Origin of the sequence: Thiovibrio frasassiensis, from assembly GCF_029607905.1 — a bacterium.
GTDB lineage: Bacteria > Desulfobacterota > Desulfobulbia > Desulfobulbales > Desulfurivibrionaceae > Thiovibrio > Thiovibrio frasassiensis.
Map to the genome: position 1 here is coordinate 195872 of NZ_JAPHEH010000001.1, position 20671 is coordinate 216542.

Sequence of the window (20671 nt, forward strand, 5' to 3'; positions counted from 1 at the left end):
GGCAGAAACAGGGGCCGGAGCCTGATTTTCTGGCGGGGCAACATTGCAAATACGAAAGAATCACCCCGTCTTAACCGGATTCTTGCGATACGCGTTGCTGGGTGCACCGTCAACATAGATACCTTCCAAATAAGAGAGCTTTCTCGGCAGCTGTTGCAGCGTGCCCCTGGCAATCAGGAATGTTGCCTGCCGCCCGACCGTAAGCGTCCCCAGCTTCTCCATGCCGAAGAATCTCGCCCCATTTTCCGAAGCGCAGCGGATGGCCTCCTCCAGTGAATAACCAGCTTTGAGAAACAATTTCACCTCCTCACCCAGCGACTCGCCATGGAGGATGCCGACACTCCCGGCCCCGGTGCCCACCGCCGTTTTCACCCCAAATTTTCCAGCCAGACGCAGTTGCGCCAATTGGTTGGCGAGGGTCTTTTTCCAAAAATCCTCCGCGCCGGGGAGCGGCTTTCCCGGCGCCACATAGCGGGTGGAGAAACGGCAGCATACAGAGCCGCCGGAGCTCGCGCCGTCCAAACCGTTCTTGGCCCGCACTACGCTGGGAATCCACAGCACACCCTTCTCCGCCATTTTTCTCAGATTGTCCTCGCCCATGTCGTAGCCCTGTTCGATGGCATCGCACCCCGCCGCAAGCGCCTCCGCCACCTGCTGCCTGCCATTGGCCACCACCACCGCCTTTCTTCCGCCTTTCTCCTGGAGAATGCGGCAAAGATCTTCATAGCTCAGCCGAGGATCCGGTCCCTCCTCGTCTTCGATATTCGCGGAATAAGCGACCTTGACGAAATCCTCGCTCGGGCAGAGAGGACCGGAGGAACGGATCTCGATAATGCCCCCCTCTGCCATCCCCGCTTGCGACAGTGCCACCGAGTCAGTACCATCGCTGTCGGCCACCCCCAGAACTCCGTGGGCATGGCAGTCGCGGAGATGCCGCGCCACCATGATCGCTTTTTGGGCCAAATCACCCTCTGCCGAGGAGAGCCGCACGGTACTGTCCACCGAGGGCGATCGTGACAGGGAGAGGCTGCAATCAACCAGCGGCGGCAAAATGATGCAGTGCGAGAAGTCATCGATTGCAGCTCCGCCATTACGGGGAAGGTCTGTGGCGGAGCCGATTCCGGTAATAATGGTGTCCGTAACTTCCAAAAAGACATTCCGGCGCACCGGGGCGCCGCTGCCGTCGATAAAGCTTCCCGCCACTATGAATCGTGTTGCAGCCATGACGATTGTTTCCTTTCTTATACATTTCACTTTCAGTTTTCCACCCCGACACGATACAATATTGCAATGGTTCGGCATCGCCGACCAGTTTCCAGAACCGCAAACCCAGATTTTTGGCCAATGTACCGAGATTAGACCGAGTAACGTTCACAAGCAGGCGTATTCAGGGAAGTTCCCCCCGAACCTTAAACAAGGAGAATACCATGACTGAGAGTGTTTACAAAATCATCGAACTGGTCGGATCAAGCCCGGTTTCCTGGGAAGAGGCGACCAAGAACGCCGTCAAATCCGCAGGGCTGACCCTGCGCGATCTGCGCATTGCGGAGGTTGTCACTCTGGATATGAAAATTGGCGAGGATGGCAAAGAAACTACTTTTCGGGCGAGGGTGAAAGTTTCTTTCAAGATCGTTTCCGACTGACCCGCCTTGCGCACAATGATCTTCCCGGGATGCCGGGAACGGCCAAGGGCAGACCTGGGGTCGGCACTGACTTATGGGTTGGTCACCATAAGCATAACGACTCCAGCCCTTGCCGACTTCTTGTCTCGCCCATAGCTTATCCAGCCCCGCTCATTCCCCTGGCTCTTTTTCCACATCGACGCCCTCGTCCTTGAGGCTGCCAAAGGTCAAGGCATACTGCCGGGTAAATTCGGCGCCGAGAAAGAAGATCTGCGCCGAGAAATAAACCCAGAGCAGCAGGGCGATCAAGGAGCCGGCCGCGCCGAAGCTGGAAGCCACCCCGCTCTTGCTCAGATACAAGCCCACCGCATATTTGCCAAGCGAGAACAATCCCGAGGTGACCACGGCCCCGACCCAGACATCCCGCCAGGAAGGGGGCGACTCCGGCAGCATCTTGTAGATCACCGCGAACAGAGAGGCGGTGATCCCGAAGGAAAGGAGCGAGGTAAAGAAGAAAAAGACCGGGGCGGAGCTGTTCCACATCCCCCCCACGGTGCTGGCAAGCACGGACAAGGCTGCGCCGCAAACCAGGGAAGCAAGGAGCATGAACGCGAGAATCAGCACCAGGCCAAAGGCGAGCAGTCTGGTGCGCAGGAGGCTGAGGAATATGGGATGGTGCGTCGGCGGGGCACCCCAGATCTCATCCAGGCTGTCCTTCAGCTCGGCAAAGACGCTGGTGGCGGTAACCAGCAAGAGCACACCGGCCACGAGGCTGGCAAACTTGCCGGAAACGGGATCGCGCGCCGCGGCCAGCAAGGCCTGAATCGCCCGCGCGCCATTGGGCCCGACCGTGACCGGAAGCTGGGCGATGATTTCGCCCTGGGCTGCCTTGGTGCCAAAAAAATAGCCGGCCACCGCGATGGCCAGCATCAGGATGGGGGTCATGGAAAACAGGGCGTAAAAGGCCAGGGCCGCACCCTTGCTGGCACCACGGTGATCGAGCCAGGCCTTTAACGATGCAAGCAGAACCTTTTTCATATACCTCCGGTAACCAGGAGAGATGGAGTGAACCTCCTGGTGCGGTTCATTCTATAATAACCGCTTGAAAATTCAAAGATTTTCCACCGATTCAACTAATTTCAAGCAATTTTCTTTCTGGCTACCAAGCAATCCCAGCCAAGTATTTTCTTTCATGGCTGTAAAATCCCATTGGCACGCAGCCGAGCACCGGAGAGGCTGCCGAAAAGGGATTTGCACTGTCTGAGGCGAAGCCGAGTTTGCAAAGCCCCGGCAGCATCGAGGAGTACCCCTACGGGGCATAAACTCCGGGTATCCCGCCTTCGGCGGGACAAGAGACACAGGGTGCCCTTTCTTTGGTTCGTTTCTTTACACCCTAAAGGGCATAAAGTTCCGCAAAGAAATGAACAGCAGAACAAAGCCTCTTACTCTAGCGACCGGATTACTTGGCAATCAGAAATTAGATACCCGTCAGGCTATTCTTGCGGTATTATACTCTCCTTAAATCCACCCTTGCGACATACCCTTTCCCTACGGTGGTGCCTTTTCAATTACCGTCAATGGACATAAAAATGACCGAAAGCAACATCATCGAACTGACCTCTTTCCGTGCCGATCTCGCCCGTTCCCTCACCCGGCGGGGCGAACGGCTTCTGGTTGCCGCCGACCTGGCCGACGAGGTCGCCACCCTGGAACCCCTGGAAGCGTATTACATTATCCGGGAGCTCGGCCTGGATCAAGCCCTGCCCATCCTCCGGGAACTGAGCCATGAACAGCTGCAGGCCTGCCTGGATCTGGATTGCTGGACCCGCTACGATTTTTCCGTGGAAAATCTCGATGAATGGCTGGCGCCCTTTGCGGCCATCGACCCGGAAACCCTGGCCCAGACCTTCCTCTCCCTGGATTATGTGCTCCAGCTCCTCTTTCTCACCCAGTCCGTCACGGTCTACGATCCGGATACCGATCAGGTACCGCCGGAGGACGAGACGCGCGAGACGACTGCCCGGGCCATGACCCCGGACGGCTTCTACCTCCTGGAGCTGAAAAACCCCGAGCAGACAAGAAAGGTCCATCCCTTTGGACTGCTGGATGCCATGTACCAATACGACCCCACCGCAACGCACCGGCTGATGAGCGAGGTCCGGGTGGATCTGCCCACCCAGATCGAGGAAGAAGCCCTGCGCTTCCGCAGCGGCCGCATGCAGGATCTGGGCTTTGCCGACCCGGGCGAGGCAAGCACGCTCTTCTCCAAACCGCCCAGCCGTCAGCCAATGCCCCGCCCACAGGAACCGCTGGACAGCCCGGTCACCCGCTTGCCCTCGGTCTATGCCGCGCCCTTGCTGGAAACCACCCTCTTGCAGCGGGCGCTCACCCTGGTGACTGACCCCCAAAGCCTCTCCCGCTTGCAGCAGGAACTGGTTTGGGCCATCAACAGCGCGATCATTGCCTACGGAGAAAAGCCACAGGATATCGAACAGATAACCGATACGGTGAAGCGGGTGCGGGATACCATCTCCCTCGGCTTGGAATCCCTGTTAGCGCTCCAGGAACCACCCTGCCAGAGGGAGGTGGCCGAGGCCGCGGCCAAGGCGGCGGAGTTGCTGGAGATCTGGCCCATGACCGATCTCTTCCGGCACGGCTATGGCGCGACCATGGTCTTGCAGGAGGAAATGCGGCAGGCCATGGCGGAACCCCGTTTCGCCGAGTGGTACAACCTGGCGGACACGGAGCAATCCGATGAACCCGCCGATCGGCTGGAGCGCGCCTTTGTCGCCGGACTCCTCAAGCGGCAGCCCCTGCGCGGCGGCTTTGATCCGGGCAACGCCGAGACCGTCCGGGCCTTTGCCACCCTGGCCGAAGTCAGTGCGGCCCAAGTCCGGCTCAAACGGCTGGTGGATCATTTCAAGAAATAAAGGCGATGCGCCATATTCATGGCCTCGTAACGGCTTGAAACAGGTTCAGACAGGTGCTTCGACAGGGCTCAGCATGAGCGGAATATCCATTCATTTACGATAACTTCCGTTCGCCGTGAGCCTGTCGAAAGGCCGCTGTTCCGGATTCGTTACAAACGATACATCCCCGCCCACCAAACAATGCCCTTCCAATCCTGTTCGGCATTATTTCCCCAGCACCGGCTTCATTTCCTGGGCAATCTCCCGGCAAAAACTCGCCAGCGCCTCGCTTAAGGCAGCAACCTGCCCTTCCCTCCCTTGACTCGCAGCGGGGATCAGGTAGCTGCTTTTTCTTTCCTCCAGCACGATCCCGCCGTCTCGCCCCTTGACCGCCCAGCGCACAACCAGCCGAGCCGCCCCGTCACTCTCGTTTTCAAAATGGAGCACCTCCACCAGGAGCCGATAATCCGTGGCCCTGCCGGCCGGCCAGGGGTGGAGCAGGATGCGGTCGGTAACCAGCAGCAGCGAGAGGTTTTCCCCCAACACCCTGGGAATATTCTCGCTGAGCGGCTCCGCCCAACGGTGGTTGTCGGCCAGTTGCAGCCGCTGGGTAGTCAGCCGGGTAACGATCTGGGGCCGGGCCAGGTATTCCGGCAGCTGCACCGGGCCGATGCCGAGCACCAGCTTGCCCGTCGCGTCGGCATTCTTCCCTGTGCTGGATACTTCCAGAGACGAGAGCTGATAATAGCTGACCGCTGCTGTGCGGGCGCAGCCCGCCACCAGCAGCAAACCGCCGACCAACAATAACAACCAGCTCCCCTGCCACTTGCCAGATCTGTTTTTCATTTCCCCTCCCCTTGCAACCGTTTTCCCTGCACAAGGGATTCCGGCTGCTGTTCCAGGGTTTCCGCCAAAAGTCGCAGAGCCCGAGCTGCACGGGTGATCTCCAGCAGGGCCGTATTGAGGCGCTGCACGGTCGGCGATTCTTCCCCTGCCAATCCCTGCAAGGCCTGGGCCGTCTTGGCCAACTCCTCGCTGGCCTTGCCCAGGCTGACCGCCATGGGGGAGCCGGCCTCAGCCACCCCGCCGACCTTGAGCATCGCATCCCGCACCGCTTCCAGCGCCTTGCGCATCTCGGCGAGCACGGGGGCGCCATCGTGGTCGAGCTTGGCGCTCAGAGATTCCAGATGGGCAAGGGTCGCCTCCAGCCGCACCGGGATCATCCTCGCTTCCTGTGAGGAGAGGATACCATTGAGCGCTTGGCTGATGGCGGCGAGATCGGCGAGAAAGGTATCCATGGGAAACCCCTCCAGCTTGGTGGCAAATTCCTCCGCCGTGGTCGGGATGGTGGGGATTTCACTCAACTGAACATCGCTGGCCATGAAGCGGGGTGGCTTGTCGGGATGGAAATCCAGATCAACATACAGCTGACCGGTAAGCAGGCTCTGCATCTTGAGCTGGGCGCGCAATCCGCGCTCCACCAGTTTCTTGATCGTCTCCCGGTCCCTGAGATCGACCTTATCGCCATTGCGGGATTGGACGATATTGGGCTCGACCTCGATGGTGACCGGCACCAAAAAATGATGGTTTTCGGTATCAAGCCCGAGCTGGATGCGTTTCACCGTGCCCACCTTGACCCCGAGAAAAACCACCGGCGCCCCCACCTGCAAACCCTGGGCCGCCCCCTCAAAATAGAGGATATGCTGGCCTTTCTTCTGGAACCATTGCCCCCCGGCGAGAAGCAGGGTGGTCACCGCCCCGAGAATGAGGGCGCCAAGAACAAAGGCCCCGATAAGCGTGGGATTTGCCTGCCTGCTCATGCCGCCCCCCTGAGAACTGTGCAGCAGCGCCACATCTGCTGTGTCATCACCCTACTCAGGTGCAATAGCACTCTTCGCAGGCCTTTTCCTTGCATCTGCGGCGCTGCTGCACAGTTCTCTCCCTTCTTTTTCCGCAACCTGCTCATGCCGCCCCCCTGGTGAGAAAATGGCGCACCTTTGCGTCTCCCGAAACCAGCGCCTCTTTGGGATTGCCGGTGTTGATCATGGTGTGGCGCTCGGTGTCCAGATAGACCGAATTGGTGCCGATACCGAGGATACTGGCCAATTCATGGGTGATCACCACAATGGTCGTTTCGAGACTGTCGCGCAATTCGAGAATCAGGTCGTCGAGACGCCTGGCGGTAAGGGGATCGAGACCGGAAGAAGGCTCGTCGATCACCAGAATATCCGGGTCGAGGGCCATGGCCCTGGCCAGACCCGCTCGTTTTTTCATGCCGCCGCTCAGCTCGGCCGGATAAAACTCCTCAAAACCGGCCAGCCCCACCAGGGCCAACTTGAAGGAAACGATCTCCGCAATGCGGCGCGGCGAAAGCGCGGTGTACTCCTTCAGCGGCAAGGCGACATTTTCCGCCAGGGTCAGGGAACTCCACAGGGCTCCACCCTGAAACATGATCCCGAGCCGCCGTTTCAACCGCTCCTGATCTTCCGGCTCCACCCCCCAAAAATCCTCGCCATCGTAGAAAACGGTGCCCTTGGCAGGGCGTTGCAGTCCGATCAGGGCCCGCATCAGGGTCGTCTTGCCGCAGCCGTTCCCGCCCATGATCACGAAGATATCCCCTTTGTTGACCACGAAATTAAGATCCCGCTGGATGACGAACTCGCCATAGGCCATGGTCAGGTCGTGGATCTCGATCTGGGGCGCGATAGTCATGGCCTGTTAGATTCCCAATCGGTAATAGATGATGGTCATAATCGAAGCCGAAATGGTGATCAGCAGGATGGCGGTCACCACCGCCGAGGTTGCCGCCTCGCCCACCGATTCGGCGCTTCTCCCGCACTGAATGCCGCGCAGGCAGCCGGCATAGGCGACCATGGCCCCGTAGACGCTGCCCTTGGAAAGTCCCACCAAAATATGTTTGAGCGACAAGGCGCGCAGGGTTTCGGTGTAATACTCGAACATGCCGATATCAAAGATGGTGGTCGAAACCAGCATCCCGGCGAACATCCCGACAAAACCGGCATAGAAGGTGAGGATCGGCACCATCAGCATCAGGGCCAAGATCCGGGGCAGGACCAGAAAATCCACCGGCGAGATGCCCAGGGCCTTGAAGGCGTCGATCTCTTCATTGACCTGCATGGTCCCGAGCTGGGCGGCGAAGGCCGCGCCGGTACGCCCGGCGATGATGACGCCGGTCATCAGGGCACCGATTTCGCGGACCATGCCGATGGCCACCAGATCGGCAATGAAGATCTGGGCGCCGACCAGCCGGAGCTGATCCGCACCCAGATAGGCGAGAATGAGCCCGACGAGAAAACTGATCACCGAGACGATGACCAGGGCCCGGGGCCCGACCTCTTCGATCTCCCACCAGAGATCGCTCAAGCGAAACCGGGCCCGACCCCGCAACAATCGACCGAAAGAGGCGGTGATCTCCCCTAAAAAATAGAGCATCGCGGGCGCGCCGCGGAAAAATTCCAACGTTGCCGTGCCCACCTGAAAAAACAGGCTCCGTTTGCCGTTGCGGTGCTTGACCACCTTCTTTTCGGGAACGGCACCGGCCATTTCCAGGAGCCGGCGAACCCCCTGGGGCAATCCCTCCTGATCGATGCCGACCCCGCGTTCAGCGCAGAGTTTGAGCAGAGTCCGGAGAAAGGCGAGAAATCCGGTGTCCCAGGCGGAGAGCTGCGTGGTATCGAAGGAAAGGCGGCGCAAGTCCTCTCCCTGCTCGGTCAGAATCACCCCGGCGGCGGGCAGATCCTGATCCAGGCACCAGCGGCCGGCACAAGAGACCTGCAGCAGATCACCACCGATGCGGTGCATATCGAGCTGCCACTTTTTTTCGCCGCTGTTATGGAGTCGGTTGAAGGCCACATCCGCACCATTGCCAAGCTCAATTTGTTTGAAACAAGCAACCACCGCCCATTGCATCAAGCAGGATATTTCCCTATAAATATCATGGAGAATCGCCCCAACACTGTCAACCGGAAAACACGGGGCCGGTTCCTGCCTGTGCCAACAGAACTACGGTCGATATAGCCGCACACCTCTGCGAATCCAGGGAAAGGGGTCGCCGCGAGCGGGGCGATTCGTCATGCCCCGTTCCGTTTCTTCCCTCAAAAAAAAAGGCCGACCCCGCAGGGCCGGCCTTTTCTCCGCCTTATTTTCTCTTCTTCTGTTAAAATCCCAAGCCCTTCAAGAGATCGTTTACCGCATCCTGATCCAGGGAACCTTCCCCCCCCACCTCCCCGGTGGTCATAGAGTTGAGATACTTGTCCACATCCTCCTGGGCGATCCGCTTGCTCTCCTCCACGGTAACCCCGGCATTCTTCTCCTTGTTTTTCAACTGGGAGCCAAAGGAAACCACGATGGCCAGGAGCTGAACCTGGAAATCGGTGAGCAGTTTGATGATCTTCAAGATCTGCTGACCGGAGAGATCCTGAAAACTCAAGGCCTCGGTAATCCGCGAAATATCATCGGTAATGGAGGAGGCCACCTGGAAGGCATCTTCGATCTTTTGGAAGATTTCATTCTGGTCTTCAATGGTCATCAGGCCCATGCCGGAAATCTCACCGGAACGCATTTGCGCCAGATTCTCCGTCAACTCCCCAGCCATAACAAGACTTTCCGCCAGCATCCCCCCAAGCTCGGCAACCCGCGGGTCAGTCCCCTGCGTCGCGCTTTCCGGCCCAGCCGACTCGGGCAGAACTGCCTCCGGCTCAGCTGCTTCCGAGGCCGGAGCGGCCTCCTCAATCTCTTCGGTGGGCGGCACTTCCAAGGGCAGGCTCTGATCCAGAAAGATCTCCCCCTGATTGAGATCCATTTTCTTCAAAAGGTTCTGGGTCTTTGTATCAGAACAGGAAGAAAGCAGGGCGGCGAGGACATCACTTAAGGGGACGGTAAAGAAATTATCGCTGTCCGGGGCGATATCCTTGATCTTCTCTCCCATGGCCTCAACAAAACCGTTGTGATCAAAGATCTCCTCGGCCTTCTTCCTGGCCGCGGTGATATGGGTTTTCACCGTTTCGTTGGTACACAGCTCGTACATGGTCTGAAAAATCGTATCCAGGGAAAAAAGATAACGGGTTCGGATGACCATTTCCGGGGCGGCCTCGGCCAGATCGAGCACCTCCTCCGCGGAGGATTCCTCTGTCGCCGCACCGCCACCTTCTTCCTGCATGGCAACAATCAGCGCATTGGCCTGGCTTATTTTTTCCTGCAGGCTCTGCAGGGTTGCTTCGGCGGACTGGGCGCCTTCCTCTCCAGCCGTTACAGCCGCGGCCTGAAAAGCGCTATGGGTTTTCAGGGAGAGGAGCAGCTCCTTTACGCCATCGGTCTGGTTCTGGACCTTTTCCACCTGATCCATGATCTCCATGGTGGCCCGTTCCGTCATGGAAACAATATCGTGCAACTGGTTTTTTGCGTCCTCGATCTTTTCTCCGGCCTCATCAAGCTCCACCCGCTTCATGCGCCGGTCTTCCAGGGGGATTTCCCCCATGGTCGAGCTCAAGCTTTTTGCCAACTTTCCGATATCATTAAAGATATCGGTCGAAACCTTTTTGTAGTAGTCATCCCCTTCAAGCCCACCGGACTGCACGGCTGAGATCACATCCACCTGTGCCGCTTCGGGTCCGGCAAGGGCTGGAACCGGCGGCTTTTCCTCGGCCAGGATATGCCGTACCACCTGACCGGCCCCGGTTTCCTGACCGCCAAGAACGGTTATATTATAGACCACCGTATCTGTTGCTATCCTGAAAAATCCAGCGCTTATCTCAAGATTGACTTCCGACTTTCCCGCCATGGACATGCTCAGCCTCCCGCTGCTGTTCCTCTGCCTGCTCCCTGCCTGCCCCACAAGAGGGGTACTCTTACCCCATCGGCAAGGTGCCAATTTTCTTGAATATTTTACACCGTATCACTGCGCAGCCCATTCAGGCCGAAACTTTCCCGGAAAAACTGACCCCGGTTTCATAGCCGCCCGGCTTGCTCCGGCTGTTCGCCACCCAGGAGACCATGCCGACGGCCCGCAACACCCCGACATCCTCTTCCACCTTGGTGGCGATCCATTTCCCCTCTGCCACCGCATGCCAGCCGGGAAACTCAAGAACCATCACCAACTGACTGCCCAGGGGCAGCGCTTCCTCCGCCATAAAACAGAGGCCGCCCCCGCTAATATCGAGCAATTGTCCTTCCCGGTAAGGAATATCCGCCAGGAGATCTTCCAGCCTGGTAAAACGAACACGCAGGTTTTTGCCCACCCGCTCATCCTGACGCCGCTCCTCGCTCGACTCCTCTTGCACCATCATAGTTCGCCCTTCCCTTGCATATTGATCCCGGTCCAGCCAAGGCCACCTCTCCTGTTCTACCTGTTTTTCCCGGAAATAAGCAACCCCCCTGCCGATTATTTGATAAACGGCAGGATAGCCTTGAAAGCCGGAGTGCCCGCCTTCTGCAGCCATTCGTAGATGATCATCTCCGTATTGGCAACGATGCCGCCGATCTCGCTGATCCGGGCAAGCCCGGTCGCATAGTTTTTCTCCACCCGCGAGGCCACACCATCGGCCGGCACCCACATCCGGTAGCCTTGCAACAGGCCGCCGGCCACCGTCTGGTAGATGCAGATATGGGTTTCCACCCCGCAGACCACGATGGTGTTGATCTCCTTGGGTAAACGCTTCGCCGCCGCCCCAATGGGCCCGTTGGCAAAACAACCGAACTCCAGCTTATCGAGCGGGATGACCCCGGCCAATTCCGCCTGAATCTCCGGGAGCAAGGCGCCGATCCGGGCCGCATACTGGGTCGTGGCAAGAATCGGCACCCCAAGGATGTTGGCCGCCTTCATCAGCAGCGCCGCGTTCTTCACCACCTCGTCCCTGGCCGGAATGGCCTGCATCATCCGCTCCTGGATATCCACGACCAAGAGGGCGCATTGTTCCGGCGCCAAACGGTAGAGTGTTTCTCTCATTACTTTCTCCTTTCACCGTCAAAAATCATTCCTGATATTTCCTTGTACCTGGAAAAATGTATTGCAAAGAACCATTATTTATCCATACTTAGGAAAATTCTCAAGAACTCTTCAGCACCAACCGGATACCACTGCCATGAGCCACTATCGCCGCATCCGCCAGATCCTCAAGGAACAACCCCTCGGCCAGGCCGTGGAAATCAAAGGCTGGATCCGCACCCGCCGCGACAGCAAGGGGTTTTCCTTTCTCGAGGTCAATGACGGCTCCTGCGTAGCCAACATTCAGGTCATTGCCGAAGAGAATTTGCCCCGGTATCAAGAAGATATCCTCCGTCTCACCACCGGCTGCTCGGTGCGGATCAGCGGCCAGCTCGCCGCCTCGCCGGCCAAGGGTCAGGATGTGGAGCTCAAGGCGGCCGAGGTCGAGGTGTACGGCTGGGCAGACCCGGAAACCTATCCCCTGCAAAAGAAACGGCATTCCTTTGAATTTCTCAGGGAAATCGGGCATCTGCGACCCCGCACCAACAGCCTCGGCGCGGTGGCCCGGGTGCGCAGCGCCCTTTCCTTTGCGGTGCACCGCTTCTTCCAGGAGCAAGGGTTTCAGTACATCCACACCCCGATCATTACCACCAGCGACTGCGAGGGGGCGGGCGAGATGTTCACCGTCACCACCCTGGACCTGAACAATGTCCCCCGCAAGGAGGGACGGACTGATTTCAGCGAGGATTTCTTCGGCCGCCAGGCCAGCCTCACGGTGAGCGGCCAGCTGGAGGCGGAGATCTACTGCCTGGCCCTGGGCAACGTCTACACCTTCGGCCCCACCTTCCGGGCGGAAAACTCCAATACCAGCAGGCATCTTGCCGAGTTCTGGATGGTCGAGCCGGAGATGGCCTTCTGCGATCTTGCTCAGGACATGGAGGTTGCGGAATCGTTCATCAAATATCTGGTGCAGTATGTTTTGGAGCATTGCCCGGAGGAGATCGAACTCTTCAACAATTTCGTGGACAAGGGGCTCAAGGGTCGACTGGCTGCGGTGCTGGAACAGGATTTCGCCCGGATCACCTACACCGAGGCCATCGAACGCCTTACGACCTGCGGGAAGAAATTCAACTTCCCGGTATCCTGGGGCGCGGATCTCCAGTCGGAACACGAGCGCTACCTCTGCGAGGAGGTCTTCAAGCGGCCGCTGATCGTCAGCGACTATCCCAAAGCCATCAAGCCCTTCTACATGCGGGTCAATGACGACGACACCACCGTGGCCGCCATGGACATCCTGGTGCCGGGCATCGGCGAGATCATCGGCGGCAGCCAGCGAGAAGAACGCTACGATCAGCTGCTCGGCCGGTTGGAAGAACAGGGCCTCAGCCGGGAGGATTACGGCTGGTACCTCGATCTGCGCCGCTATGGCACCGCACCCCACGCCGGTTTCGGCCTGGGCTTTGAGCGATTGATTCAGTTTGTCAGCGGCATGGCCAACATCCGCGAAGTAATCCCCTTTCCCCGTACCCCTGGCTCGGCCTCTCTCTAGGCCAAGACGTGAGCCAAGACATCCGGGCCGACCGCATCTATGGCCACGCGCGGTACACCGCCCTCTATGACCTGGAGCTGGCAAATTTCCGCGCGGATCTCCCCTTTTATCGCCAACACCTGCCCGCTCCCCCCCGCACCATTCTCGAACTGGGTTGCGGCACCGGCCGAGTCAGCCGGGCTCTGGCCGCAGAGGGGTATCGCCTAACCGGCGTCGATCTCTCCTTCCCCATGCTGGCCGGTGCTGCTCTCGCCGCAAAGGGAGCCACGCCGCACTATGCCTGTATGGATATAACCGCCCTGGCCTTTCGCACCACCTTTGCCGCGATCATCGCCCCATACAACACCTTCAATCTCCTCACCAACCCGGAGGGTCTGCGCGGGTGCCTGAATCAACTCCGCCATCTGCTTGCTGAAGATGGGATTCTGCTCCTGCAGCTCTATATCCCGGACCGGGAACTCCGCGGGCTGGAAGGGAAAAAACGGTTCCAGTTTCAGATCTTCGACCAACCCGACGGCGCAAAGGTCATCAAGGAAATCCTCAAATCCACCCCGCCGCATTCCTGCCTGGTGGATATCACCGAACGCTACTACCTGCGCTTTCGGAAAGATCTCCCCAACGAAGAATGGGAGTACACCTATCAGATCCTTGGCCACGACTTTAGGCAATGGCTGGAGATTTTTGCCGAACAGGGTTTTTCCCTGACCGCATCCTACGGCGACTATGATCTCGCCCCCTTTGTTCCGGGAGTCCATACCACCCTCCTGCTGGCGCTACACAAGGCACCACGCGTCCCTGAATAATTTATTTGCTATTCCAAAACCTTTTTGGTATCAAAAAAAATAGTAAGCAATGTGCAGTATTTTTTTTAGCTTTGTTAAAAAGTTTACCGCACAAACCCGAAGATGGTTGTGCGGTATTTTGCTTTAATGGGCCGGGAATACTGCGGGTTTCAAGTTAGGGTTCCAAGCAAGGAACGGAGGAATATCATGTTTGAAGGCACAGTGAAGTGGTTTAACGAAGCAAAGGGCTTTGGCTTTATCGCACAGGATAATGGCAAGGATGTTTTTGTCCATTACTCCGCAATCAACAAGAATGGCTTCAAAACTTTGGCGGAAGGCGAACGCGTCCGTTTCGAAATTGTCGACGGCCAGAAAGGCCCTGCCGCGGCCAATGTGGAACCGCTGTAAAGTCAACACCGACGCTAGACCACTCAAGGGCTCTCGCATTCGCGCAGGCCCTTTTTTTATTCCCCAGCACCCTCTTTTTTTCCTGAACCCATCTCCTGGTTTGCACTGCTTTGATTTCCCCTATACAATGAAAAAAAGCTCCGGCGTTTTTCTTGAGAGCGAAAAACGCCTGCTCAACACGAGCCGCACAGGATTTAGCGCATGTTCGATTCTTCGGAACACATAAAATTCGTCATCTCCCTCTTCGCCATCGTCAACCCCATTGGCGCCATCCCCATCTACATCAGCCTCACCGACGGCTACCGTCCGGAAGACCGCGCCAGGATCGTCCGGATCACTCCCATCGCCGTGGTCGGCATCCTCCTGACCACCCTGGTCAGCGGCGAACTCATCCTCCGTTTTTTCGGGATTTCCGTCGATTCCTTTCGGGTGGGCGGCGGCATTCTCCTGTTGCTCATGGCCACCTCCATGCTCCAGGCCAAGACAAGCCGCGCCGCACATACCAGTGACGAGGCCGAAGAAACCTCGGACCGCGAAACCATCGCCATCGTGCCCCTGGCCATCCCCCTGCTTTCCGGACCGGGCGCCATCAGCACGGTTATCGTTTACGCCTACAAGGCAAAAAGTCTTTCTGCTTATCTGATTACCAGCGCGGGCATTCTCCTTATCGGCCTGGCCATCTATCTTTCCCTGCTGGCCGCGCCCTACATTACCAAAAAACTCGGCAAAACCGGGATCAACATCATCACCCGGATCATGGGGCTCATCCTCACCGCCATTGCCGTGGAATTCATCACCAGCGGGTTGAAAAACATCTTCCAGAATCTGCCCTAAGCTCCAGGCCTTCCCAGGCCACAACCAGGAGATTCCCGGCCATGAAAGTCATTGCGGCAATGAACGGCCTTGTCACCTCGGACATCGCCGCCCTCTATGCCTTGCGCTACGCAGCGCTCTTCAACTACACCCTGGGCCTGCTCCACGTTCTCAACCCCGATGACAGTCGGGATGAGGTGGAGGCGAGCATGACCACCATTGAAGAAGCGGCTGAAGAGTTTCAGGTAAAAACCGAACGCATCTTTTTGCAGGGAGAGCCGGCCCCGGCCATCCAGACCCATCTCAAGGAAACCAATGGTGACATCCTCTTCTGCAGCACCCGGATGCGCACCCGCTTTTTCGAGGATTCGCTCAGCGAAAAACTGACCCGTTTGCACCTGCCGGCCGACCTGGCCATTGTCCGGGTGGCGCATGTGGGCGCAACTACCCGCACCGAAAATATCCTGCTGCCCATCAAAGAAGACCGCCTCTCGGTGAAAAAATTCGTCTTTCTCAGCGCCATGGCCAAGGGTTTCGACGCGGCCACCGAGATTTACAGCATCACCCTTGCAGGGAACCGACGCCTTGCCCGACTGGACATCGGCACCACCAAGGAGCTGTTCCAGAAAATCAACGCCCACCTCAGTCATTACAACAAAGCCTTCAAGCTCATGGATGTGCCGTTGCGGATCAAGCATGCCCTGGCCGAAAACGAGATCGATCAGATCCTGCACCATCTGGCGCACCACGACTTCCAACTGATGATCATCGGCGGCAGAAGGCTCTCCCCCTTCCCCCTGTTGTTCAGAGAAAACCCCATTGCCCGTCTCTTTCGCTACACCCCGGTGAACACCATCGCCTTTTATGGACGGGATGAAAAGTAATGCAGCTTTTCACTCTGGAGAAAGAAGCCCTGCTCCAGCGGCTGAAGAGTTCGGAAAACGGGCTCTCTTCCGCCTTGGCGGCTCGGCGGTTGCGGGAATTCGGGCCCAATGTCCTGGAACAGGGGGCGAAAAAAAATTACCTGCTCGCCTACGCCAGGCAGTACAGCCAGTTTTTTGCCATTCTCCTGGAGGTAGCCGCTCTCCTCTCCTTTGTCGCCGACCATTATGACTCCAAGCAGGGCAGCGATGTCTTGGGCTACGCGATTATCGGGGCGGTGATCGTCAACGCCACCTTCACATTCTGGCAGGAATACCGGGCGGACAAGGCCATGGAGGAACTGCTCAAACTGATCCCCGTCCGGGTTTCGCTGCGGCGCGATGGCGATGTGGTGCAGGTCGAGGCGGAAGATCTGGTGCCGGGCGACATCATGCTTCTGGAAGAAGGGGACAAGGTCGCGGCGGACGGAATAATTCTCGAGGCAAACTCCCTCTATCTCAACCTCTCCTCCCTCACCGGCGAATCAGCGCCCGTGGCCCGCAGACTGCAACCCGACACGGCAAGACGGACCCTTGAGGCAAAGAACATGGTCTTTGCCGGAACCACCGTGCTTTCCGGCAGCGGCATCGCGGTGGTGAGCGCCACGGGCAACGCCACGGAATTCGGCAACATCGCCAGCCTCACCAAGAACGTGCGCAAGACCGTCACCCCCATGCAGCGCGAGATCATCCACATCACCCGTATCTTCACGGGGATCGCCCTGCTCATGGGCTGCGTCTTTTTCGCCCTGGGCCTCTTCTCGGGCAAGGGAATCCTCATGGCCTCGATCTTTGCCCTGGCCCTCATTGTCGCCAACGTGCCGGAAGGATTGCTCCCCACCATCAGCCTCTCCCTCTCCCTGGCCAGCCAGCGCATGGCCCGGCACAACGCCCTGGTCAAGAACCTCGATTCGGTGCAAACCCTGGGCAGCGCCACGGTGATCTGCACCGACAAGACCGGCACTCTGACGCGAAACGAGATGAGCACCAAGCTCCTCTGGCTTGCCGGCGGCGAGGAGATTTCCATCTCGGGGGAAGGGTATCGCGAGCCGGGCGAATTCTCCTTTTCCCGGCACAACGAAAGCAGTGAGCAGCGCCTCACGGAACTGCTCACTGCCGGCATCCTCAACTGCAGGGCCAGCATCGACGAGGAGCGATTGCGCGGGGATCCCACCGAGCTGGCCATTGTTGCCGCCGCCCGCAAAAAAGGAATTACCGCCCCGGAGATGACCAAATTGCAGGAGTTCATCTTCACCAGCGAACGCAAGATGATGTCCACTGTCTTTGAGGATGACGGAAAGATCCAGATCTTTGCCAAGGGAGCGGTGGAGGTCTTGCTGCCCAGATGCACCTCCTTTTTGGGGGATGACGGCAAAGAACAGCCGCTGAGCGAGAACAAGCGGCAGGAAGCCCTGGCCCGGGCGGAAACCTTCGAAAACCAGGCCTTCCGCGTCCTGCTCGTCGCCAGCGGCACAGAGGCCAGGGAGGAGGCGCTGACCCTGCTCGGCTTGGTTGCTATCATGGATCTGCCCCGCAGCGAGGTATTTGCGGCAATAGCCACCTGCAAAGGGGCCGGCATCCGCACCATGATGATCACCGGGGACAACCCGCGCACGGCCGCGGCCATTGCCCATCAGATCGGCATGGCTTTCGACCGGGTCGTCACCGGCCCGGAACTTGAGGCGCTGCACGATGAAGCGCTGGAAGAGATGCTCGCCGCAGAGACCGTGCTCTTTGCCCGCATGGCCAGCAGCCAGAAGCTGCGGATTGCCACGGCCCTGCAGAACAACGGGGAGGTGGTGGCCATGACCGGCGACGGGGTAAACGATGCCCCCGCCCTCAAAAAGGCGGACATCGGCATTGCCATGGGGCTCTCCGGCACCGAGGTGGCCAAGGAAGCGGCGGACATGGTGCTGCTCGACGACAACTTCTCCTCCATCGTCATTGCCATCGAAGAAGGAAGAAACGTCTATTTCAACATCAAGAAATTCGTCACCTATGTGCTCGCCTCCAACGCACCGGAGATCGTGCCCTACATCCTGCAGTTTTTTCTGAAAATCCCCCTGCCCCTTTCGGTGATCCAGATCCTTTCCATCGATCTGGGCACGGACATCCTCCCAGGCGTGGCCCTGGGCAGCGAACGGCCGGAAAAGAACATCATGAACCGGCCGCCGGTGAGAAGAAACGAGAAAATCCTCGACCGGGAGGTTTTTCTGCGGGGCTATTTTTTCCTGGGGGTCATCGAGGCCACCGCCGCCATGGCCGCCTTTCTCTCTTTCCTGCTCCTCCACGGCTGGCAGTACGGCACCGTGGATCTTGCCGACCCCCTCCTGCACCGCCAGGCCATGACCATGACCCTGCTGGGCGCTGTCTCCTGCCAGCTCCTCAATGCCTGGACCATGCGCAGCTGGGAATTCTCCGCCTTCAACCTGGGATTTTTCTCCAACCGGTTGCTGCTCTGGGCCATGGCGGTCGAGCTGGTCTGGGTCTGGGCCATTCTCAACGTGCCCGAAGTACAGAGAGTGTTCAACACCGCGTCGGTGCCGCTGAACGATCTCTGGATTCTGCTGCCCTTCCCCCTTCTGCTCTTTTGTGCACATGAATTCTACAAGTGGCTGCGCCGCCGCAAGAAGAACAGAGACCTCCTCCCAACCTAACACCCTCAAGCCTCAACCAGACGCATCTCCCTGCGGTTTTGCCCCATTTTTTCCTTGGAACCTTCGCGAAACGTGATACCATTGCCGAAACAAAATATTCGGCCTGTTGTCGCCAAGGGCTTTTCCACCCACCGCAAGGAATGCGTAACCATGACTTCTATTGACTTCAACGCCCAGCGTCTTGATCATGCCAAGCAGATCGTCAACAAGATCAAGCTGCCGGCCCAGCCCACCATCGTCATTGAGATCAACAAGGAAATGCGCACCGAACATCCCGATTTTCCCCGCATCGCCCATCTCGTCACCCAGGACGCCTCGATCAGCGCCAAGGTGATCAACGTCATCAACTCTCCGTTCTTCGGTTTGGCCAGCAAGTGTGAATCCATTGTCAAGGCCCTCACCTACATGGGGCTGGAAAATTTCCGCAAGGTGGTGCTCACCGCCTGCCTGCAGGATGCCTTGGGCGGCGGCACCGCGGCCGACAAGATTTTCTGGGATCATTCCCTGCACACCGCGGTTACGGCGGAGTCCCTGGCCAAATCGATGCGCGGCGTGCTGAGCGCCGAGAATATCACCCCGGACATGGCGTACATGACCGGCTTGTTCCATGACTGCGCCATCCCGATGCTGCTGAAACGCACCCCGGAATATAAGGCCTTCACCCATGCCGCCCTCAGCCATAAGCGCGACATCATTCAGGAGGAAGACGCACTGGTCGGCTCCGACCACTGCGTGGTGGGGGGGCTGCTGGCCAAGACCTGGTCGCTGCCCGAAGCGGTATGCAAGACCATCATCCACCACCACACCTCCGATCTCTCCGGTCAGGGCAAGGTGCCGGGCAAACTCATTGCCCTGATCAAGGTCGCCGACTACATCGCTTACACCTTCGGCTATTCCATCGGCATGGCGGATCGGGTCATCGACGGCGAATGGGATCCCGAGGAATGGAGCGAGCTCAACGAGGGAGTACTGCAGGAACTGCATATGGGACCGGACGATCTCATCGACCTGAAGGATGCCATCTTCGAACAGCTCGGCGCTCAGTGATCCCCGGGCGGGGCTTCGTATCTGGACAAAAAGAGAGCGGCCCGCTCCTTGGCTTCCGCCAAGGACGCGCTGGATTGCACAGCCGAGGCCAAATGATGCCCGAAGGGGTAGTTCTTGGCAAAATAATGGGTGAACTCCTTGAGACGGCCCAAGCGCCGCTCCGGCAAAAAACTTTCCTCCAGCAGCTCGACAAATCGCAGATAGAGCGCCAATTTATTCAGCACCGGCACTTCCACGGCATGGCCGTATACCTCGCGGGTCAGCTCGGCGAAGATCCAGGGGTGCATGGCAGCAGCCCGGCCGATCATCAACCCGTCCGCCCCTGATTGGGCCAGGCAATTCTTTGCGTCCTCCACCGAAAAAATCCCGCCGTTGGCCACAACCGGGATATTCACCCAGCTCTTCACCTTGCCGACCCACGGCCAGCGCGGCTTGCGCACGAAGGGCTCGCCCCGCAGCCTGGCATGCACCGAAAGCAGCTCAATCCCCTCTCCCTCCAGCATCCGGCAGAAATCGCGCAGTTTGTCCTCATCCAGGCTTTCGCCCAGCCGGATCTTGGCGGTAAGGGGCAGATCGGTCTGCTTTCTCGCCGCCGCCACCAGGGTCTGCACCAGCGCGGGTTCCTCCATGAGACGGCTGCCCGCCCCCATGCGGCGGACGGTGGGCGCCGGACAGCCCAGATTGAGATCGATGGCCTCTGCCTGCAATGCGTGCAGTTTGGCAATGGCAGGGGCGACCTCCTCCACCCGGCTGACCAGCAATTGATACGACAGGGGGATTTCCTGGGGGGCACGGACCAGATAGGGGGAGAGGGCCGCGTTTTCCATGGGCAGCCGCTTGGCGGAGAGCATCTCGGTGGACAAGAGGCCGATGCCGCCCTGCTCCAGAATGAGCCGCCGCAGGGCGGAATGGGTCAGGCCGGCCATGGGGGCCAGAAAGAGCGGGGGGGAAATTTCCAGCCCCTTCAGCCGGATGGATTGCACCTTATCCATGCAGGGCTTTCCAGCACATTTCTTTAAAA

At 58.6% G+C, this 20671-nt stretch carries 19 protein-coding genes; 9 read left to right on the forward strand and 10 right to left on the reverse strand.

Annotation, left to right across the window (positions count from 1 at the left end; translation table 11 throughout):
- Window positions 1-60: 60 nt before the first annotated feature.
- Entirely contained in the window at window positions 61-1224 is a 1164-nt protein-coding gene (locus OLX77_RS00860; protein ID WP_307631689.1) for an amidohydrolase family protein, read from the reverse strand.
- 203 nt (window positions 1225-1427) lie between these two features.
- Here OLX77_RS00860 and OLX77_RS00865 point away from each other — a divergent pair, with 203 nt between their 5' ends.
- Window positions 1428-1643, forward strand: a complete 216-nt coding sequence (locus OLX77_RS00865; protein ID WP_307631690.1) for a dodecin family protein — start codon at window positions 1428-1430, stop codon at window positions 1641-1643.
- 150 nt (window positions 1644-1793) lie between these two features.
- On the opposite strand, the gene OLX77_RS00870 is transcribed toward OLX77_RS00865, so the two are convergent.
- Window positions 1794-2660 carry a YihY/virulence factor BrkB family protein gene (locus OLX77_RS00870; protein ID WP_307631691.1) on the reverse strand — a complete coding sequence of 289 codons (867 nt, stop codon included), beginning with the start codon at window positions 2658-2660 and terminating at the stop codon, window positions 1794-1796.
- 551 nt (window positions 2661-3211) lie between these two features.
- On the opposite strand from OLX77_RS00870, the gene OLX77_RS00875 reads away from it, so the two are divergent.
- The gene (locus tag OLX77_RS00875) at window positions 3212-4552 is read left to right on the forward strand and encodes a DUF6178 family protein (RefSeq protein ID WP_307631692.1); all 1341 of its coding nucleotides are present in this window, start codon (window positions 3212-3214) and stop codon (window positions 4550-4552) included.
- A 204-nt stretch (window positions 4553-4756) separates the two neighbouring features.
- On the opposite strand, the gene OLX77_RS00880 is transcribed toward OLX77_RS00875, so the two are convergent.
- The 7 genes from OLX77_RS00880 to OLX77_RS00910 all read right to left on the reverse strand — a co-directional run bounded on the left by OLX77_RS00880 (window position 4757) and on the right by OLX77_RS00910 (window position 11495).
- Window positions 4757-5377: a PqiC family protein gene (locus OLX77_RS00880; RefSeq protein ID WP_307631693.1), complete on the reverse strand. Its 621-nt coding sequence runs from the start codon at window positions 5375-5377 to the stop codon at window positions 4757-4759.
- Entirely contained in the window at window positions 5374-6351 is a 978-nt protein-coding gene (locus tag OLX77_RS00885; RefSeq protein WP_307631694.1) for an MlaD family protein, read from the reverse strand. The genes OLX77_RS00880 and OLX77_RS00885 overlap by 4 nt, the downstream gene beginning before the upstream one ends.
- A 142-nt stretch (window positions 6352-6493) precedes the next feature.
- Window positions 6494-7243 (reverse strand): ABC transporter ATP-binding protein, encoded by a 750-nt coding sequence (locus OLX77_RS00890; RefSeq protein ID WP_307631695.1) that lies wholly within the window; start codon window positions 7241-7243, stop codon window positions 6494-6496.
- A gap of 6 nt (window positions 7244-7249) precedes the next feature.
- On the reverse strand, window positions 7250-8461 hold the full coding sequence (locus OLX77_RS00895; protein WP_307634053.1) for an MlaE family ABC transporter permease: 1212 nt from the start codon (window positions 8459-8461) through the stop codon (window positions 7250-7252).
- 247 nt (window positions 8462-8708) lie between these two features.
- Window positions 8709-10337, reverse strand: coding sequence for a protein phosphatase CheZ (locus OLX77_RS00900; RefSeq protein WP_307631696.1), 1629 nt, complete (start codon window positions 10335-10337; stop codon window positions 8709-8711).
- A gap of 124 nt (window positions 10338-10461) precedes the next feature.
- Window positions 10462-10836, reverse strand: coding sequence for a PilZ domain-containing protein (locus tag OLX77_RS00905; protein WP_307631697.1), 375 nt, complete (start codon window positions 10834-10836; stop codon window positions 10462-10464).
- A gap of 95 nt (window positions 10837-10931) precedes the next feature.
- The gene (locus tag OLX77_RS00910; RefSeq protein WP_307631698.1) at window positions 10932-11495 is read right to left on the reverse strand and encodes an isochorismatase family protein; all 564 of its coding nucleotides are present in this window, start codon (window positions 11493-11495) and stop codon (window positions 10932-10934) included.
- Between the two features lie 136 nt (window positions 11496-11631).
- Here OLX77_RS00910 and asnS point away from each other — a divergent pair, with 136 nt between their 5' ends.
- From asnS to OLX77_RS00945, 7 genes are all read left to right on the forward strand, one after another.
- The gene (gene asnS / locus OLX77_RS00915) at window positions 11632-13023 is read left to right on the forward strand and encodes an asparagine--tRNA ligase (RefSeq protein ID WP_307631699.1); all 1392 of its coding nucleotides are present in this window, start codon (window positions 11632-11634) and stop codon (window positions 13021-13023) included.
- A gap of 8 nt (window positions 13024-13031) precedes the next feature.
- Window positions 13032-13826 carry a class I SAM-dependent methyltransferase gene (locus OLX77_RS00920; protein ID WP_307631700.1) on the forward strand — a complete coding sequence of 265 codons (795 nt, stop codon included), beginning with the start codon at window positions 13032-13034 and terminating at the stop codon, window positions 13824-13826.
- Between the two features lie 186 nt (window positions 13827-14012).
- On the forward strand, window positions 14013-14213 hold the full coding sequence (locus OLX77_RS00925) for a cold-shock protein (RefSeq protein ID WP_307631701.1): 201 nt from the start codon (window positions 14013-14015) through the stop codon (window positions 14211-14213).
- A gap of 201 nt (window positions 14214-14414) precedes the next feature.
- A complete protein-coding gene (locus OLX77_RS00930) occupies window positions 14415-15047 on the forward strand; it encodes a YchE family NAAT transporter (RefSeq protein ID WP_307631702.1) in 633 nt (210 codons plus the stop codon).
- A gap of 41 nt (window positions 15048-15088) precedes the next feature.
- Window positions 15089-15910, forward strand: coding sequence for a universal stress protein (locus OLX77_RS00935; RefSeq protein WP_307631703.1), 822 nt, complete (start codon window positions 15089-15091; stop codon window positions 15908-15910).
- Window positions 15910-18603: a cation-translocating P-type ATPase gene (locus tag OLX77_RS00940; RefSeq protein ID WP_307631704.1), complete on the forward strand. Its 2694-nt coding sequence runs from the start codon at window positions 15910-15912 to the stop codon at window positions 18601-18603. Before OLX77_RS00935 ends, OLX77_RS00940 begins: the two co-directional genes overlap by 1 nt.
- 150 nt (window positions 18604-18753) lie before the next feature.
- Window positions 18754-19650 carry an HDOD domain-containing protein gene (locus tag OLX77_RS00945; RefSeq protein ID WP_307631705.1) on the forward strand — a complete coding sequence of 299 codons (897 nt, stop codon included), beginning with the start codon at window positions 18754-18756 and terminating at the stop codon, window positions 19648-19650.
- Here the strand turns inward: OLX77_RS00945 and OLX77_RS00950 are convergent.
- Window positions 19644-20642 carry a tRNA dihydrouridine synthase gene (locus OLX77_RS00950; RefSeq protein WP_307631706.1) on the reverse strand — a complete coding sequence of 333 codons (999 nt, stop codon included), beginning with the start codon at window positions 20640-20642 and terminating at the stop codon, window positions 19644-19646. The genes OLX77_RS00945 and OLX77_RS00950 overlap by 7 nt on opposite strands.
- Between the last annotated feature and the right edge of the window lie 29 nt (window positions 20643-20671).

Excerpts from the sequence above, each read along its gene's own strand:
- OLX77_RS00860 (WP_307631689.1), bottom strand. The coding sequence starts at position 1,224 with ATGGCTGCAACACGATTCATAGTGGCGGGAAGCTTTATCGACGGCAGC.
- OLX77_RS00865 (WP_307631690.1), top strand. The coding sequence starts at position 1,428 with ATGACTGAGAGTGTTTACAAAATCATCGAACTGGTCGGATCAAGCCCG.
- OLX77_RS00870 (WP_307631691.1), bottom strand. The coding sequence starts at position 2,660 with ATGAAAAAGGTTCTGCTTGCATCGTTAAAGGCCTGGCTCGATCACCGT.
- OLX77_RS00875 (WP_307631692.1), top strand. The coding sequence starts at position 3,212 with ATGACCGAAAGCAACATCATCGAACTGACCTCTTTCCGTGCCGATCTC.
- OLX77_RS00880 (WP_307631693.1), bottom strand. The coding sequence starts at position 5,377 with ATGAAAAACAGATCTGGCAAGTGGCAGGGGAGCTGGTTGTTATTGTTG.
- OLX77_RS00885 (WP_307631694.1), bottom strand. The coding sequence starts at position 6,351 with ATGAGCAGGCAGGCAAATCCCACGCTTATCGGGGCCTTTGTTCTTGGC.
- OLX77_RS00890 (WP_307631695.1), bottom strand. The coding sequence starts at position 7,243 with ATGACTATCGCGCCCCAGATCGAGATCCACGACCTGACCATGGCCTAT.
- OLX77_RS00895 (WP_307634053.1), bottom strand. The coding sequence starts at position 8,461 with ATGCAATGGGCGGTGGTTGCTTGTTTCAAACAAATTGAGCTTGGCAAT.
- OLX77_RS00900 (WP_307631696.1), bottom strand. The coding sequence starts at position 10,337 with ATGTCCATGGCGGGAAAGTCGGAAGTCAATCTTGAGATAAGCGCTGGA.
- OLX77_RS00905 (WP_307631697.1), bottom strand. The coding sequence starts at position 10,836 with ATGATGGTGCAAGAGGAGTCGAGCGAGGAGCGGCGTCAGGATGAGCGG.
- OLX77_RS00910 (WP_307631698.1), bottom strand. The coding sequence starts at position 11,495 with ATGAGAGAAACACTCTACCGTTTGGCGCCGGAACAATGCGCCCTCTTG.
- asnS (WP_307631699.1), top strand. The coding sequence starts at position 11,632 with ATGAGCCACTATCGCCGCATCCGCCAGATCCTCAAGGAACAACCCCTC.
- OLX77_RS00925 (WP_307631701.1), top strand. The coding sequence starts at position 14,013 with ATGTTTGAAGGCACAGTGAAGTGGTTTAACGAAGCAAAGGGCTTTGGC.
- OLX77_RS00930 (WP_307631702.1), top strand. The coding sequence starts at position 14,415 with ATGTTCGATTCTTCGGAACACATAAAATTCGTCATCTCCCTCTTCGCC.
- OLX77_RS00935 (WP_307631703.1), top strand. The coding sequence starts at position 15,089 with ATGAAAGTCATTGCGGCAATGAACGGCCTTGTCACCTCGGACATCGCC.
- OLX77_RS00940 (WP_307631704.1), top strand. The coding sequence starts at position 15,910 with ATGCAGCTTTTCACTCTGGAGAAAGAAGCCCTGCTCCAGCGGCTGAAG.
- OLX77_RS00945 (WP_307631705.1), top strand. The coding sequence starts at position 18,754 with ATGACTTCTATTGACTTCAACGCCCAGCGTCTTGATCATGCCAAGCAG.
- OLX77_RS00950 (WP_307631706.1), bottom strand. The coding sequence starts at position 20,642 with ATGGATAAGGTGCAATCCATCCGGCTGAAGGGGCTGGAAATTTCCCCC.